Here is a 15,497-nt window from a genome sequence, read left to right as displayed (position 1 = left end):
CGACGTATGCAAACCAATCTGAGCGAAGCCGCGAAAAAACTGCCGCGCGCCGAGGAAGCCGAAAGCATCCTGCGCTCCTGCGTGCACTGCGGCTTCTGCAATGCCACCTGCCCGACCTACCAGTTGCTGGGCGACGAGCTCGACGGCCCGCGCGGGCGCATCTACCTGATGAAGCAGATGTTCGAGGGCGGCGAGGTGACCGAGAGCACCCAGCTGCACCTGGATCGCTGCCTGACCTGCCGCAACTGCGAGACCACCTGCCCGTCCGGGGTGAAGTACCACAACCTGCTGGACATCGGTCGTGACTTCATCGAACGCCAGGTGCAGCGCCCGCTGGGCGAGCGCATCGTGCGCGGCGGCCTGCGCACGGTAATCCCGCGTCCGGGGCTGTTCAAGGCGCTGCTCGGTACCGGCAACGCGCTGAAGCCGCTGATGCCAGCCTCGCTGAAGGACCATCTGCCGCGCGAGATTCGCCCGGCCAAACCGCGCCCGCAGGTGATGCACAGCCGTCGCGTGCTGATGCTTGAAGGCTGCGTGCAGCCGAGCCTGTCGCCGAGCACCAACGCCGCTGCCGCGCGCGTGCTCGACCGCCTCGGCATCAGCGTCAGCCCGGCGCGCGAAGCCGGCTGCTGCGGTGCGGTGGATTACCACCTCAATGCGCAGGACGCCGGCCTCGATCGCGCGCGTCGCAATATCGATGCCTGGTGGCCGGCCATCGAAGCCGGTGCCGAAGCCATCGTGCAGACTGCCAGCGGCTGCGGTGCCTTCGTCAAGGAATACGGCCATCTGCTCAAGGATGACCCGGTCTACGCTGCCAAGGCCGCCCGGGTCAGCGAGCTGGCCAAGGATCTGGTCGAAGTGCTGCGCAGCGCGGAGCTGGAAAAGCTCGACGTGCGCGCCGACAAGCGCATGGCCTTCCACTGCCCATGCACCCTGCAGCACGCACAGAAGCTCGGCGGCGCGGTCGAAGACGTGCTCACCCGTCTGGGCTACCAGCTCACTGCGGTGCCCGATGCGCACCTGTGCTGCGGCTCGGCCGGCAGCTATTCGATCACCCAGCCGGAGATTTCCCACCAGCTGCGCGACAACAAGCTCAACGCGCTGGAGAGCGGCAAGCCGGAAGTGATCGTCACCGCCAATATCGGCTGCCAGACACACCTCGACGGTGCCGGCCGCACGCCGGTCAAGCATTGGATCGAGGTGGTCGAGGAGTCGATGGGGTGAGATGGGGGCTGCGGCAGGGGCCGGTAGGTTGGGTTGAGAAGCGAAGCGACGAAGCCCAACTCACGCTGCAGCGCCGCCTGACACCCCCGCCCGTTGGGCTTCGCTGCGCTCAACCCAACCTACGGCGTGCGTAGGCAGCCCAAACGCAACGAACAACCGAAATACGAAGACAGGAGAATCGAGATGAAAAGCAAAGCCGTACTGAGCCAGACCGAAGTCGCCACCATCCTTGCCGCCGCCCGTGCCGAAGCGCAGGCCAACGGCTGGGCCGTGACCATCGTCGTCGCCGACGACGGCGGCCATCCGCTGGCGCTGGAGCGTCTGGACGGCTGCGCGCCGATCGCCTCCTACATCGCCACCGAGAAGGCCCGCAGCGCCGCGCTCGGTCGCCGCGAAACCAAGGGCTATGAAGACATGGTCAACAACGGCCGCAGCGCCTTCCTCTCCGCGCCGGTGGTCTGCTCGCTGGAAGGCGGCGTGCCGGTGGTGGTCGATGGCCAGGTGATCGGCTCGGTGGGCGTGTCCGGCGTGACCGCCACGCAGGATGCCCAGATCGCCAAGGCCGGCGTCGCCGCCCTGGCCAACTGAACAGAAGGAGAACGACAGATGACCGAGCGTGTAACCCTGGGCCGCCTGCAAGTGGCGGCCAATCTGCAGCGTTTCATCGAAGACGAAGTTCTGCCGGGCACCGGTATCGAAGCCGCCGCCTTCTGGCAGGGCCTGGACGCACTGGTCCATGACCTGGCGCCGAAGAACCGTGAGCTGCTCGCCGAGCGCGACCGCCTGCAGGTCGAGCTCGATACCTGGCACAAGGCCAATCCAGGCCCGATCAAGGACATGCCGGCCTACCGTGCCTTCCTCGAATCCATCGGCTACCTGCAGCCGGTGCCGGGCGAGGTGAAGATCGACACCGCCAATGTCGACAACGAGATCGCTACCCAGGCCGGTCCGCAGCTGGTGGTGCCGATCATGAACGCGCGCTACGCGCTGAACGCCGCCAACGCCCGCTGGGGCTCGCTGTACGACGCGCTGTACGGCACCGACGCCATCTCCGAAGAGGGCGGCGCGCAGAAGGGCCCAGGCTACAACGAAGTCCGTGGCGCCAAGGTCATCGCCTACGCGCGCAATTTCCTCGATCAGGCCGCGCCGCTGGCGCAGGGCAGCCACGCCGATGCCACCGCCTACCGCGTACAGGACGGCCAGCTGAAGGTCACCCTGGAGAACGGCAGCGTCACCGGGCTCAAGCAGCCGGAAAAATTCGTCGGCTTCCAGGGCGAAGCGGTCGAGCCGAAGGCTGTGCTGCTGAAGAACAACGGCCTGCACGTCGAGATCCAGATCGATCCGAACAGCCCGATCGGCCAGACCGATGCTGCTGGCGTGAAGGACCTGCTGGTCGAGTCCGCCGTTTCCACCATCCTCGACTGCGAAGACTCGGTCGCCGCGGTGGATGCCGACGACAAGGTGCTGGCCTACCGCAACTGGCTGGGCATCGTGCAGGTCACCCTCAGCGAGGAAGTCGCCAAGGGCAGCTCGAGCTTCGTCCGCCGCCTGAACCCGGACCGCGAATACAGCGCGCCGAATGGTGGTGAGCTGAAGCTGCACGGTCGCTCGCTGTTGTTCATCCGCAATGTCGGTCACCTGATGACCAACCCGGCGATCCTGCTGGAAGACGGCCGCGAGATCCCGGAAGGCATCATGGACGGCGTGTTCACCAGCCTGATCGCCAAGCATGACCTCAAGCGCAAGGGCAACTCGCGCACCGGCAGCGTCTACATCGTCAAGCCGAAGATGCACGGGCCGAAGGAAGTCGCCTTCGCCGACGAGCTGTTCGGTCGCGTCGAGGACCTGATCGGTGTGCCTCGCTATACCCTGAAAATGGGCATCATGGACGAGGAGCGCCGTACCAGCGCCAACCTCAAGGCCTGCATCGCAGCCGCCAAGCACCGCGTGGCCTTCATCAATACCGGCTTCCTCGACCGTACCGGCGACGAGATGCACACCTGCATGGAAGCCGGCCCTGTGCTGCGTAAGGGCGACATGAAGTCCACTCCGTGGATCCAGTCCTACGAGCGCAACAACGTGCTGGTCGGCCTGGCCTGTGGCCTGCGCGGCAAGGCGCAGATCGGCAAGGGCATGTGGGCCATGCCGGACCTGATGGCGGCCATGCTCGAGCAGAAGATCGGCCATCCGAAATCCGGTGCCAACACCGCCTGGGTGCCGTCGCCGACCGGCGCCACCCTGCATGCGCTGCACTATCACCAGGTGAACGTGCAGGCCGTGCAGAGCGAGCTGGAAAAGGTCGATCTGGCCGCCGAACGCGAGCAGCTGCTCAACGACCTGCTGACCATCCCGGTGGTCGCCGAGGACAAGTGGAGCGCTGAGGAGAAGCAGCAGGAGCTGGACAACAACTGCCAGGGCATCCTTGGCTACGTGGTGCGCTGGGTCGAGCAGGGCGTCGGCTGCTCCAAAGTGCCGGACATCCACAACGTCGGCCTGATGGAGGACCGCGCCACCCTGCGTATCTCCAGCCAGCACGTGGCCAACTGGCTGCACCATGGCGTGGTGACCCGCGAGCAGGTGCAGGAAACCCTGGAGCGCATGGCCAAGGTGGTCGACCAGCAGAATGCCGGTGATCCGCTCTATCGCGCCATGTCTGCCGACTACACTCAGTCGGCGGCCTTCCAGGCGGCTTGTGATCTGGTGTTCAAGGGGCGCGAGCAGCCTGCCGGTTATACCGAGCCTCTGCTGCACGCCTGGCGCCAGCGTTTCAAGGCGGCCCAGGGCTGACAGGCAGGATCGGCCGCGTGCTGCCGGAAGCCCGGCGCATGCGGTAAAGGACAGAAGCCCCAGGCGCTCCACGGCGCCCGGGGCTTTCGAGCATGAGCGGCGAGGTTTCGGCCTGGTCGCTGCGAGGCGCGCCGTGTGGGGGCGTTTCATGCGAGGCACCGGGCATGCCCGGACACAATAGAAGCGGTTCACAACAAAAAAGCAGGGACCCAACAAATGAGTCAAACACTACTGTCCATCCTGGCCTTCGTGCCGCTGGTGCTGGCGGGTGTGCTGCTGATCGGCTTTCGCTGGCCGGCCAAGTACGCCATGCCGCTGGTTTTCGTCCTCACTGCAGTGATCGGCCTGCTGGCCTGGGACATGACCCTCAACCGGGTCATCGCCTCGACCTTGCAGGGCCTGATCCTCACCGCGGCGATCCTCTGGATCATCTTCGGTGCGATTCTGCTGCTCAACACGCTGAAACATTCCGGGGGGATCAGTTCGATTCGGCGTGGCTTCTCCAATGTCAGTCCTGACCGTCGCGTTCAGGTGCTGATCGTCGCCTGGCTGTTCGGTTGCTTCATCGAGGGGGCGTCGGGCTTCGGTACGCCGGCTGCGGTGGCGGCGCCGCTGATGGTCGCGCTGGGCTTCCCGGCTCTGGCGGCAGTGGTCATGGGGATGATGGTGCAGTCCACGCCGGTATCCTTCGGCGCGGTGGGCACGCCGATTCTGGTCGGCGTCGGTGCGGGGCTGGACAAGACCGGCATCAGCGAGCAGCTGGCAGCGGTGGGCAGCAACTGGGAGGTGTTCTTCCACCTGATTTTCTCGCGCGTCGCCATCATCCATGCGCTGTGCGGGATTCTCATGCCGCTGATCATGGTCAGCATCATGACCCGCTACTTCGGCCGCAACAAATCCTGGACCGAAGGTCTGGCGGTTGCGCCGTTCGCCGTGTTCACCGGTCTGGCCTTCGTCATTCCGTATGCCGCGGCGGGTGTGTTCCTCGGTCCGGAATTCCCGTCGATGATCGGTGCGCTGGTCGGTCTGGCCATCGTTGTGCCGGCGGCCAAGGCCGGTTTCCTGCTGCCCAAGGACAGCTGGGATTTCGCCCCGGCGAGCGAGTGGCCGTCCGAGTGGATGGGCAAGATCGAGATGAAGATCGAGGATGTCGCCGGCAAGACGCCGATTTCCGTGCCGATGGCCTGGGCGCCGTATCTGATCCTCGCAGCACTGCTGGTGGCATCGCGGGTGTTCCCGGATTTCAAGGCGCTGCTGATGTCGCTTACCTTCGGCTGGAAGGACATCCTCGGTGAGACCGGCGTGTCCGGTACGCTGGAGCCGCTGTACCTGCCGGGTGGCATTCTCTGCATCGTGGTGCTGATCACCTTCTTCCTGCATCGGATGAAGGCCGGTGAACTGGGCGCGGCGATTTCCGAGTCGAGCAAGACCCTGCTTGGCGCGGGCTTCGTGCTGATCTTCACTATCCCGATGGTGCGGATCCTGATCAACTCGGGCGTGAACGGCTCCGATCTGGTGTCCATGCCGGTGGCCATGGCGCAGCTGGTGGCCAACAGCGTGGGTAGCGTCTATCCGTTCTTCGCTCCGGCAGTCGGTGCGCTGGGCGCCTTCATCGCCGGTTCCAACACCGTATCCAACCTGATGCTGTCGCAGTTCCAGTTCAACACCGCGGGGCTGCTCGGCCTGTCTGGTGCACTGATGGTGGCGCTGCAGTCGGTGGGTGCGGCGGCGGGCAACATGATCGCCATTCACAACGTGGTGGCGGCTTCGGCCACGGTAGGCCTGCTCGGTCGCGAAGGGATCACCCTGCGCAAGACCATGCTGCCGACCCTGTACTACCTCATCCTGGCCGGCACCATCGGCCTGATCGGGTTCTACGTGATGGGCATCAGCGATCCGCTGGCGGGTACCGCAGGCTAAGCCTGGCGGTAAGCGCGACGGGCGGCCCAGGCCGCCCGTTTTCATTTGTGGGATTGGTGCGGCGCGCTGTTCTGGTATAGCGTGCGTCGCAGTCGAAAGAGCATCGAGGTTACCCATGAAGAAATGGCAATGTGTGGTGTGCGGCTACATCTATGACGAAGCGCTGGGCGTACCGGAAGAAGGCATCGCGCCCGGGACTGCCTGGGAAGACGTGCCGGAAGACTGGGTTTGCCCGGACTGCGGTGTCGGCAAGATGGACTTCGAAATGATCGCCATCGGCTGAAAACCGTATCGCCAACCACCCATACGAGGACATGACGTGAGCGCACCTGTAGTCATCATCGGTACCGGCCTGGCCGGCTACAACCTGGCCCGTGAATTCCGCAAGCTGGACACGCAGACGCCGCTGTTGCTGATTACCGCCGATGACGGGCGCTCCTATTCCAAGCCGCTGCTGTCCACCGGTTTCGCCGCCAACAAGAACGCCGAAAGCCTGGGCATGGCCACCGCCGGTGCCATGGCCGAGCAGCTGAACGCCGAGATTCGCATCCATACCCGCGTCACCCGCCTCGATCCGGCGAATCGGCGCGTGTGGATCGGCAATGAACCGGTCTCATATCGCGATCTGGTACTGGCCTGGGGGGCGCAGACGATCCAGGTGCCGGTCGCAGGCGATGCCGCCGACGCGGTATTCCCGATCAACGACCTGCACGATTACGGCCGCTTCCGCGCCGCCGTCGCCGGCAAGCGCCGCGTGCTGATCCTCGGTGTCGGGCTGATCGGCTGCGAGTTCGCCAACGACCTGCTGCTGGGCGGCCACGAGGTCGATCTGGTCGCGCCGAGCGAGCAGGTCATGCCCGGCCTGCTACCGCTGCAGGCGGCCCAGGCGGTAAGGCGTGGCCTGGAGGGCATAGGCGCGCGCTTCCATCTGGGCGCCACGCTGCAGCGCCTCGAACGCAGTGACGACGGCCTGCAGGCGCAGCTTTCCGATGGCAATCGCCTGGCCTGCGATCTGGTGGTCAGCGCCGTTGGCCTGCGCCCGCGCACCGAGCTGGCTGCCGAGGCGGGGCTTGAGGTCAAGCGCGGCATCGTCGTTGATCGTCTGCTGCAGACCTCGGCGGCCCACGTCTACGCCCTCGGCGATTGTGCGGAAGTGGAGGGGTTGAACCTGCTCTACGTGATGCCGCTCATGGCTGGTGCGCGGGCCCTGGCTAAAACGCTGTTTGGCAATCCTACCTTTGTCAGTTATGGCCCCATGCCGGTCACCGTAAAGACCCCGGCATGCCCGGTGGTGGTCTCACTGCCTGCGCTTGATAGTGTCGGCAGCTGGACCGTGGAGGCCGAGGGTAATGATGTCAAAGCGCTCTATCTCGGCGCTTCCGGGCAGCTGCTCGGCTACGCCCTGACGGGCGCGGCGGTGCAGGAGCGGCTGGGGCTGAACAAGCAGCTGCCGCCGGTGCTGGCGGAACTACCGCAAATTCGGTCGCTAAAGTCCCCCGGCTGAGCTGGCGAGCCGCCTACAGGGACTGGCGCAGGTGCTAGCGCCGTGCCATTCTCCATGGGTCTGCCCCAGCCTAGAGCTGTTGCAGCGCCTTTAGCGCTGTTCTTGTGAACAGTACGGACACAACAACAAAAACGTCTCAGAGGCTCCCAATGCGTAAACCGGAACTCGCCGCAGCCATTGCCGAGAAGGCCGATCTGTCCAAGGACCAGGCCAATCGCGTACTCAACGCCGTGCTGGATGAAATCACCAACGCGCTGAACCGCAAGGACAGCGTGACCCTGGTTGGTTTCGGCACCTTCGTTCAGCGCCACCGTGGTGCCCGCACCGGGAAAAACCCGCAGACCGGGCAAACGGTAACCATCAAGGCCAGCAATACCGTCGCCTTCAAACCGGGCAAGATGCTCAAAGACGCCGTCAACTGACGCTGCGCCGACCCGGAGCCGATCGGCTCCGGGTAAACCTGACCAGCCGGTCCGCCCCGGACCCGTTCGTACCCGTCCTTCCCCCCGCCGATCAAGCCACTACAATGCGGCCTTCCTCTCGTACCGGTCGGGACTACACGTCATGAAATTCCGCTTTCTGCTTTGGATGCTTGGCCGCCTGATGGCCAAGGCCAGCCGCACCAATCCCGAGTTCCAGCAGCAGCTGGGCGATAAGGACCTGAGCTTCCAGCTGCATACTCTGGACGGCAAGGTCGCCCGGCATTTCGTGGTGAAGAACCAGCGCGTCACCAGCAAGCGCGGCCCGGCGAGCGAGCCGGCTTTCTCCCTGGGGTTCAAGGATGCCGCCTATGGCTTCGCCACCATGACGGCGAAGAACAAGCAGCTGGCGTTCATGCAGGGGATTCAGAACAAGGACATCCAGATTCAGGGAAATCCGGCGCTGGTGATGTGGTTTCAGGGGCTGACCAAATACCTGAAGCCTCGTAAGAAGAAGTGACCCTGCCGCGTCACCTTCTCATGTCCGGCCAAGCCCCCGTAGGGTGGAGAACCGCGTAGGGCGTTCATGCCTGAGCCGATCAGCTTTGACTTGGTCGTACTCAAATTTAAGTTTTCTGAATGCATGAGTTGACTTGTGGTGTGAACTGAATATTGAAGTTGGCTAGTATTTTTGCGGCTTTGCGTGGCATTGTGTCGACTTAATTGTTGGGCGCAGTGGAGATGTTCAACATGCCGAATTTCACTCATCACGACTTGGCTCTCCTCAATCCAGCCTTCGACTCACCACTTGTCGATGTCCTGAATGAGCTGGAGCACCTACGCCGCTACAGGCTGGCGGGTACGACTCCAGCGAGCCTTTTCTTCCAGCTCAAGAATGTTTTCCACATTCTGGAAAGCCTTGGATCCGCCCGAATTGAAGGCAACCACACAACCCTCGCTGATTATGTGGAAAGTAAGATGGAGGGAGATGACGCGGCTACCGATCAACTGCGCGAAATCTCCAACATCGAGAGGGCCATGAGCTTCATCGAGCAGCATTTCAAGGAAGGAGACGACGTCAGCCTCCATCTCATTCGAGAATTGCACGCCATTACTGTAGGGGGGCTCGACAGGGAAGGGGATCGGACTCCCGGTCAGCTCAGGACGACCCAGGTTCGCATTGCGCAATCGGAGCACCTCCCGCCGGACGCGGTGCAAGTCGGTGGGTACATGGATGAGTTGGTGGCGTTCATCAATGCGCACGATCCGCAGAAGTACCACCTTATGAAAGTGGCGCTCGCGCATCACCGATTCGCATGGATTCACCCGTTCACCAAGGGCAATGGACGGGTGGTTCGTTTGTTGACGTACCTGATGCTCATCAAGTACGGATTCGATGTCTGCGCCGGCGGTCGACTGCTGAACCCCACTGCAGTGTTCTGCAATGATCGCGAGCGTTACTACGAGATGCTGGGCGAGGCTGATCGCGGTACACAGCAAGGCCTGGAACGGTGGTGTATCTACGTACTCCAAGGCATCCTCACAGAGCTGAGCAAGCTCGATCGGCTGTGCGACTATGGCTACCTTAAAGCCAGAATCCTGCAGCCGGCACTCGCCTTCTCTCGCGAGAGAGAACACATCACCGTCCAGGAGCACTCAATTCTTCGTCGACTTCTGGACACTGACAGCGGCGTGGCGAAGTCTGCAGACCTTGCGGGTGCGATGCCTGACCTGAACGGGCCGCAGCGGACCTATCAAATCAAGAAGTTGGTGGACAGACGAATGCTGGTCCCGATTCAGCCCAACTCCCGCCAGTACACACTGGGCTTCACGAACAACTACCTGCTTCGGGGCGTCATTCGCACGTTGACGGCCGAAGGCTTTATTCCTGAGCCTGTTGTAGCAGCACGACCATAAGTGGCTCCTGCTAAGGTTGGTTGCTTGATTATCTTGGCGCTGTGAGCCCTAGGGCCTCCCGCCAAACCCTCGCCTCACCCTTCAACCAGTCCCGAAACGCCACCAGCCCCGCCGACTCCACCTTGCGCTCGGGAATCATCAGGTAGTAAGCCCGCGTCTCGCTGCGATAGGCCTGCGGATGCGCCAGCACCAGCCTTCCCTCGGCCAGTTCCCGTTGGATCAGGAACGGCGGAATCAGCGCCACCCCCATGCCATGCTCGGCCGCCTGCGCCAGCATGGAGAACAACTCCAACCGCGGGCCGGTCATGTCGCGGGCGACTTTCAGCCCCAACGAATCGAACCACTGGCGCCAGGCGTAGGGGCGGGTGGTCTGCTGCAGCAGCGGCAGTTCGGCCAGGGCCAGGGTCGTGAACGGCTGAGCGTCGCGCAGCAGAGCCGGGCTACACACTGGCTGCAGGTCCTCGGGCATCAGGTAGTGCGCCTCGGTACCGGACCAGTCGGCATCGCCGAAATAGATGGCAGCATCGAACTCGGTATCGGCAAAGAGAAAGGGCCGGGTGCGGTTGGTCAGGTTCACCGTGATCTCCGGATGCAGCGCCTGGAAATGCCTGAGGCGCGGCACCAGCCACTGGGTGCCGAAGGTCGGCACCACGGCCAGCTCGATGCTCATCGCGCCTTGCTGACCCATTACCGACAGCGTGTCGCGCTCCACCGCGTCCAGCTGCGCGGCGATGCGACGGGCGTAGGACTGCCCGGCAGCGGTGAGCTTCACGCCGCGCCGCGAACGGCGGAACAGCGCCAGGCCGAGGAACTCCTCCAGCCCGCCGATCTGCCGGCAGATGGCGCTCTGGGTCAGCGCCAGCTCGTCGGCCGCGCGGGTGAAGCTCTCGTGGCGGGCGGCGGCCTCGAAGGCGATCAGCGCGGCGGTACTGGGAATCTTGCGGCGCATTATGCAAAGACCTCACGGGATAAGCCTGCTGGTGGTGGCAAAGGTTATCTCGGAGTGAGCAAAACGCACAGCTGGATGCGTAATCCTCGGTTGCGACGCATTGATGCGGCGCCTAGGATCAGCCCATCCCGCCCGCGACCGCGGTGCCGAAGACAACAAGAGGAGCCCCCGAATGGCCGGCAAAGCAAGCTTCAACTGGATCGACCCGCTGCTGCTCGACCAGCAGCTGACCGAAGAAGAGCGCATGGTGCAGGGCAGCGCCGCGCAGTTCGCCGCCGACAAGCTGGCGCCGCGAGTGCTGGAAGCCTTCCGCCATGAGCGCACCGATCCGGCGATCTTCCGCGAGATGGGCGAAACCGGCCTGCTCGGCGCGACCATTCCCGAAGTCTACGGTGGCAGCGGCCTGAATTACGTGTGCTACGGCCTGATCGCCCGCGAGGTCGAGCGCATCGATTCCGGCTATCGCTCGATGATGAGCGTGCAGTCCTCGCTGGTGATGGTGCCGATCTTCGAATTCGGCAACGAGGCGACCAGACAGAAGTACCTGCCCAAGCTGGCGAGCGGCGAATACATCGGCTGCTTCGGCCTGACCGAGCCGAACCACGGCTCCGACCCCGGCTCGATGGTCACCCGGGCGAAAAAGGTCGACGGCGGCTATCGCCTGTCCGGCAGCAAGATGTGGATCACCAACAGCCCGATCGCCGATGTCTTCGTGGTCTGGGCCAAGGATGACGCTGGCGAGATTCGCGGCTTCGTGCTGGAAAAGGGCTGGGAAGGGCTGTCCGCCCCGACGATTCACGGCAAGGTCGGCCTGCGCGCCTCGATCACCGGCGAGATCGTCATGGACAACGTGTTCTGCCCGGAAGAGAACGCCTTCCCCGACGTACGCGGGCTGAAGGGGCCGTTCACCTGTCTGAACAGCGCCCGCTACGGCATCAGCTGGGGCGCGCTGGGCGCCGCCGAGTTCTGCTGGCACACCGCGCGCCAGTACGTGCTCGATCGCCAGCAGTTCGGCCGGCCGCTGGCCGCCAACCAGCTGATCCAGAAGAAGCTGGCCGACATGCAGACCGAGATCACCCTGGCGCTGCAAGGCTGCCTGCGCCTGGGACGGATGAAGGATGATGGCAGAGCCGCGGTGGAAATTACCTCGATCATGAAGCGCAACAGCTGCGGCAAGGCGCTGGACGTGGCGCGCATGGCGCGCGACATGATGGGCGGCAATGGCATCAGCGACGAGTTCGGCGTGGCCCGGCACCTGGTCAACCTGGAGGTGGTGAACACCTACGAGGGCACCCATGACGTGCATGCGCTGATCCTCGGTCGCGCGCAGACCGGTATCCAGGCGTTCTTCTGAGGTAGTTGGAAAACCGTAGGTTGGGTTGAGGCGCGTAGCGCCGAAGCCCAACACTCGCCGAAGCGTCCGCTCGTTGGGCTTCGTGGGCTCAGCCCAACCTACACCCGTCTATTGCCATCCCGTGGAGACTTCCATGCCCGGCGCATTATCCAATATCCGCGTCCTCGACCTCTCCCGCGTGCTCGCCGGGCCCTGGTGCGGGCAGATCCTCGGCGACCTCGGCGCCGAGGTGATCAAGGTCGAACGGCCCGGCACGGGCGACGACACCCGTCACTGGGGCCCGCCGTTCCTGCGCGATGAACATGGCGCCGACACCGCCGAGGCCGCCTACTACCTGAGCGCCAACCGCAACAAGCAGTCGCTGACCGTCGACTTCACCCAGCCCGAGGGTCAGCGCATCATTCGCGAGCTGGTGACGCAGTGCGATGTGCTGCTGGAGAACTTCAAGGTCGGCGGGCTGGCCGCCTATGGGCTGGACTACGCCAGCCTGAAGGCGATCAATCCGCGGCTGATCTATTGCTCGATCACCGGCTTCGGCCAGGACGGGCCTTACGCCACACGCGCCGGCTACGACTTCATGATCCAGGGCCTCGGCGGGCTGATGAGCCTGACCGGGCGCAGCGATGTGGAGGAGGGCGCCGGGCCGGTGAAGGTCGGCGTGGCGCTGACCGATATCCTCACCGGCCTGTACGCCAGCGTCGGCGTGCTTGCCGCGCTGGCACATCGCGAACGCAGCGGCGAGGGCCAGCATATCGATACCGCGCTGCTCGATGTGCAGGTCGCCTGCCTCGGCAACCAGGCGCTGAACTACCTCACCACCGGCGTGGCGCCCAGGCGCATGGGCAACGCCCATCCGAACATCGTGCCCTATCAGGACTTCCCCACCGCCGATGGCGACATCATTCTCACCGTCGGCAACGACAGCCAGTTCCGCAAGTTCTGCGAGGTGGTCGGGCGTCCCGAGTGGGCGGCCGATCCACGCTTCGCCACGAACCGCGCGCGGGTCGCCCATCGTACTGAATTGATTCCGCTGATCCGCCAGGTCACGGTGTTCCGCACTACGGCCGAATGGGTCGGTGCGCTGGAGCTGGCCGGCGTGCCCTGCGGGCCGATCAACGACCTGGCACAGGTGTTCGCCGACCCACAGGTGCAGCATCGCGGGCTGAGCGTCGAGATACCGCATCCGCTGGCCGGCCGCGTGCCGCAGGTCGCGAGCCCGCTGCGGCTATCCGCCTCGCCGGTGGATTACCGCAATCCGCCGCCGCTGCTCGGCGAGCACAGCGAGGCGCTGTTGCAGCGCCTGCTGGGCATGAGCGACGAGCAGATCGCCGGCCTGCGTGCGTCTGGCGTCATCTAGTCGGGCTCAGAAGCCTTCCAGCACGATCTTGCCCTTGGCCTTGCCGCTTTCCAGCAGGGCATGCGCGCGGCGCAGGTTGGCCGCGTTGATGGCGCCGAAGTGCTCGCCGAGGGTGGTGCGCAGCACGCCCTGATCGACCAGCTGACTGACGCGCTGCAGCAAGTGGTGCTGCTCGATCATGTCCGGTGTCTCGAACAGCGAGCGGGTGAACATCAGCTCCCAGTGCAGCGACAGGCTCTTGCGCTTGAGCTTCATCACATCCAGCGGCTGGGCCGGGTCGTCGATCAGCGCCAGGCGGCCCTGCGGTGTCAGTGCCTCGACCAGCTGGTCGAAATGCTGATCGGTTTGGGTCAGGCTGGCGACATGGCTGACGCTGGCGAAACCGGCGCGCTGCAGCTCGGCGTGCAGCGGCTGGCTATGGTCGATGACATGATGCGCGCCGAGTTCGCGGGCCCAGGCCTGGGTTTCCGGACGCGAGGCGGTGGCGATCACGCTGACCTCGGTGAGCTGACGGGCCAGCTGCAGCATGATCGAACCGACCCCGCCGGCGGCACCGACGATCAGCAGCTGCTGCCCGGCGCCCTGGTCTTCCACCATTTGCAGGCGTTCGAACAGCAGCTCCCAGGCGGTGATGGCGGTCAGCGGCAGCGCGGCGGCCTCGGCGAAGCCCAGGCTCTGCGGCTTGCGGCCGACGATGCGCTCATCGACCAGATGCCGTTCGCTGTTGCCGCCGGCGCGGGCGATGGAGCCGGCGTAGAACACCTCGTCGCCGATCTTGAACAGGCTGACTTCGCTGCCCACCCCGACCACCACGCCGGCCACGTCCCAGCCCAGCACCTTCGGCTGACCGGCCTCGGGCTGGGTGTTGCGGCGTACCTTGGTATCCACCGGGTTGACCGAAATGGCGCGCACCTCCACCAGCAGGTCACGCGGGCCGGGTACCGGCTCGGGCAGTTCCACGTCCTGCAAGGCGCGGGGATCGTCGATGGCGAGGGATTCTGAGTAGGCGACCGCTTTCATGCTGTGGCTCCGTATGGGTTCGGTGGAGGGGCATGCTCAGCTATTTGACTTGGCGAAAAAACAGGGTGATAAGCGAGGCTCTTTCAACAGGATTTTGAAAATGCTGCGTATCGACGACCTGCAGCTGTTCGTCCGTACCGCCGACAGCGGCAGCCTTTCCGCCGCGGCGCGCGGGCTCGACGTATCGCCGGCGGTGGCCAGCGCGGCGTTGAAACGCCTGGAAGCGAGCCTGGGTGCACGGCTGTTCGTGCGCTCCACCCGCAGTCTGCGCCTGACCGCCGAGGGCGAGGCGTATCTGCAGCATGCCCGGGCAGCACTGGCCAGCCTGCATGACGGGGCGCAGGCGCTCGCTGGCGGGCGCGAGGCGATCAGCGGTGTGCTGCCGCTATCGGCGCCGTCGGATTTCGGGCGCAACGTGCTGTTGCCCTGGCTTGATGAATTCCAGGCGTGCCATCCGCAATTGCAGGTGCGCCTGCTGCTGGGGGACGGCCTGACCGACCTGTTTCGTCAACCGGTGGACCTGGTCCTGCGCTATGGCGAGCCACAGGATTCGAGCCTGGTGGCGCTGCCGGTGGCCGCGGGCAATCGCCGGGTGCTGTGCGCCTCGCCGACCTACCTGCAGCGCCACGGCGTGCCGCAGCGGCTGGACGAACTGGCCGCGCACAACTGCCTGCGTTTCATGCTCGCCGGGCGCGTGCATGACCGCTGGTGCTTTCAGGAGGGGCGCCGTGAGCACGCCGTACAGGTCGCTGGCGACCGCGTCAGTGACGATGCCGACGTGGTGCGGCGCTGGGCGCTGGCCGGAAACGGACTGGCCTACAAATCCTGGCTGGACATCGCCGACGACGTGGCCGCGGGCCGTCTGCAGGTGCTGTTGCCAGGCTGTCTTGGTGAAGCGGCGCCCTTGAATCTGCTCTGCGCCCATCGGGCCCAGCTGAGCAAGCCGGTGCGGCTGCTGCGCGAGTATCTGCAGGAGCGCTGTATGTGCTTGCTGAGTCGCGCGCCGTGGCAGGGGATAGTTTCATCGCGCGCCTGAACTCTTATGG

At 64.7% G+C, this 15,497-nt stretch carries 14 protein-coding genes; 12 read left to right on the top strand and 2 right to left on the bottom strand.

The window, feature by feature from the left end; genetic code table 11:
• The first annotated feature begins 6 nt into the window (after positions 1-6).
• The 9 genes from glcF (at position 7) to P5704_011375 (ending at position 9,771) form a co-directional block, all read left to right on the top strand.
• Positions 7-1,224 carry a glycolate oxidase subunit GlcF gene (gene glcF, locus P5704_011415; GenBank protein WOF81028.1) on the top strand — a complete coding sequence of 406 codons (1,218 nt, stop codon included), beginning with the start codon at positions 7-9 and terminating at the stop codon, positions 1,222-1,224.
• 183 nt (positions 1,225-1,407) lie between these two features.
• A complete protein-coding gene (locus P5704_011410; protein ID WOF81027.1) occupies positions 1,408-1,812 on the top strand; it encodes a heme-binding protein in 405 nt (134 codons plus the stop codon).
• Between the two features lie 18 nt (positions 1,813-1,830).
• Positions 1,831-4,011 carry a malate synthase G gene (locus P5704_011405; GenBank protein WOF81026.1) on the top strand — a complete coding sequence of 727 codons (2,181 nt, stop codon included), beginning with the start codon at positions 1,831-1,833 and terminating at the stop codon, positions 4,009-4,011.
• A gap of 216 nt (positions 4,012-4,227) precedes the next feature.
• Positions 4,228-5,931, top strand: a complete 1,704-nt coding sequence (locus P5704_011400; GenBank protein WOF81025.1) for an L-lactate permease — start codon at positions 4,228-4,230, stop codon at positions 5,929-5,931.
• Positions 5,932-6,046: 115 nt separating this feature from the next.
• Positions 6,047-6,214 carry a rubredoxin gene (locus P5704_011395; GenBank protein ID WOF81024.1) on the top strand — a complete coding sequence of 56 codons (168 nt, stop codon included), beginning with the start codon at positions 6,047-6,049 and terminating at the stop codon, positions 6,212-6,214.
• Between the two features lie 36 nt (positions 6,215-6,250).
• The gene (locus P5704_011390) at positions 6,251-7,435 is read left to right on the top strand and encodes an FAD-dependent oxidoreductase (GenBank protein WOF81023.1); all 1,185 of its coding nucleotides are present in this window, start codon (positions 6,251-6,253) and stop codon (positions 7,433-7,435) included.
• 149 nt (positions 7,436-7,584) lie between these two features.
• Positions 7,585-7,857 (top strand): HU family DNA-binding protein, encoded by a 273-nt coding sequence (locus P5704_011385; GenBank protein WOF81022.1) that lies wholly within the window; start codon positions 7,585-7,587, stop codon positions 7,855-7,857.
• 142 nt (positions 7,858-7,999) lie between these two features.
• Positions 8,000-8,374, top strand: coding sequence for a helicase (locus P5704_011380; protein WOF81021.1), 375 nt, complete (start codon positions 8,000-8,002; stop codon positions 8,372-8,374).
• Between the two features lie 230 nt (positions 8,375-8,604).
• Complete coding sequence (locus P5704_011375) at positions 8,605-9,771, top strand: Fic family protein (GenBank protein ID WOF81020.1); 1,167 nt, start codon at positions 8,605-8,607, stop codon at positions 9,769-9,771.
• Between the two features lie 28 nt (positions 9,772-9,799).
• Here P5704_011375 and P5704_011370 read toward each other — a convergent pair whose 3' ends face one another.
• Positions 9,800-10,720, bottom strand: coding sequence for a LysR family transcriptional regulator (locus P5704_011370; protein WOF81019.1), 921 nt, complete (start codon positions 10,718-10,720; stop codon positions 9,800-9,802).
• Between the two features lie 172 nt (positions 10,721-10,892).
• Between P5704_011370 and P5704_011365 the strand changes: the two genes are divergently transcribed.
• On the top strand, positions 10,893-12,074 hold the full coding sequence (locus P5704_011365) for an acyl-CoA dehydrogenase (protein ID WOF81018.1): 1,182 nt from the start codon (positions 10,893-10,895) through the stop codon (positions 12,072-12,074).
• A 133-nt stretch (positions 12,075-12,207) separates the two neighbouring features.
• The gene (locus tag P5704_011360) at positions 12,208-13,431 is read left to right on the top strand and encodes a CaiB/BaiF CoA-transferase family protein (protein WOF81017.1); all 1,224 of its coding nucleotides are present in this window, start codon (positions 12,208-12,210) and stop codon (positions 13,429-13,431) included.
• 6 nt (positions 13,432-13,437) lie between these two features.
• Here P5704_011360 and P5704_011355 read toward each other — a convergent pair whose 3' ends face one another.
• Entirely contained in the window at positions 13,438-14,451 is a 1,014-nt protein-coding gene (locus P5704_011355; protein WOF81016.1) for a zinc-binding alcohol dehydrogenase family protein, read from the bottom strand.
• 100 nt (positions 14,452-14,551) lie between these two features.
• Between P5704_011355 and P5704_011350 the strand changes: the two genes are divergently transcribed.
• Positions 14,552-15,487, top strand: coding sequence for a LysR family transcriptional regulator (locus P5704_011350; GenBank protein ID WOF81015.1), 936 nt, complete (start codon positions 14,552-14,554; stop codon positions 15,485-15,487).
• Positions 15,488-15,497 lie beyond the last annotated feature (10 nt).

It is taken from the genome of Pseudomonas sp. FeN3W (assembly GCA_030263805.2).
Lineage (GTDB): Bacteria > Pseudomonadota > Gammaproteobacteria > Pseudomonadales > Pseudomonadaceae > Stutzerimonas > Stutzerimonas stutzeri_G.
The sequence above is the reverse complement of the archived record's forward strand: the minus strand, read 5'-3'. Positions and strand labels throughout refer to the sequence as shown.

What these genes read in the sequence shown, in the direction of transcription:
- glcF (WOF81028.1), top strand. Translation starts at nt 7, where the DNA reads ATGCAAACCAATCTGAGCGAAGCCGCGAAAAAACTGCCGCGCGCCGAG.
- P5704_011410 (WOF81027.1), top strand. Translation starts at nt 1,408, where the DNA reads ATGAAAAGCAAAGCCGTACTGAGCCAGACCGAAGTCGCCACCATCCTT.
- P5704_011405 (WOF81026.1), top strand. Translation starts at nt 1,831, where the DNA reads ATGACCGAGCGTGTAACCCTGGGCCGCCTGCAAGTGGCGGCCAATCTG.
- P5704_011400 (WOF81025.1), top strand. Translation starts at nt 4,228, where the DNA reads ATGAGTCAAACACTACTGTCCATCCTGGCCTTCGTGCCGCTGGTGCTG.
- P5704_011395 (WOF81024.1), top strand. Translation starts at nt 6,047, where the DNA reads ATGAAGAAATGGCAATGTGTGGTGTGCGGCTACATCTATGACGAAGCG.
- P5704_011385 (WOF81022.1), top strand. Translation starts at nt 7,585, where the DNA reads ATGCGTAAACCGGAACTCGCCGCAGCCATTGCCGAGAAGGCCGATCTG.
- P5704_011380 (WOF81021.1), top strand. Translation starts at nt 8,000, where the DNA reads ATGAAATTCCGCTTTCTGCTTTGGATGCTTGGCCGCCTGATGGCCAAG.
- P5704_011375 (WOF81020.1), top strand. Translation starts at nt 8,605, where the DNA reads ATGCCGAATTTCACTCATCACGACTTGGCTCTCCTCAATCCAGCCTTC.
- P5704_011370 (WOF81019.1), bottom strand. Translation starts at nt 10,720, where the DNA reads ATGCGCCGCAAGATTCCCAGTACCGCCGCGCTGATCGCCTTCGAGGCC.
- P5704_011365 (WOF81018.1), top strand. Translation starts at nt 10,893, where the DNA reads ATGGCCGGCAAAGCAAGCTTCAACTGGATCGACCCGCTGCTGCTCGAC.
- P5704_011360 (WOF81017.1), top strand. Translation starts at nt 12,208, where the DNA reads ATGCCCGGCGCATTATCCAATATCCGCGTCCTCGACCTCTCCCGCGTG.
- P5704_011355 (WOF81016.1), bottom strand. Translation starts at nt 14,451, where the DNA reads ATGAAAGCGGTCGCCTACTCAGAATCCCTCGCCATCGACGATCCCCGC.
- P5704_011350 (WOF81015.1), top strand. Translation starts at nt 14,552, where the DNA reads ATGCTGCGTATCGACGACCTGCAGCTGTTCGTCCGTACCGCCGACAGC.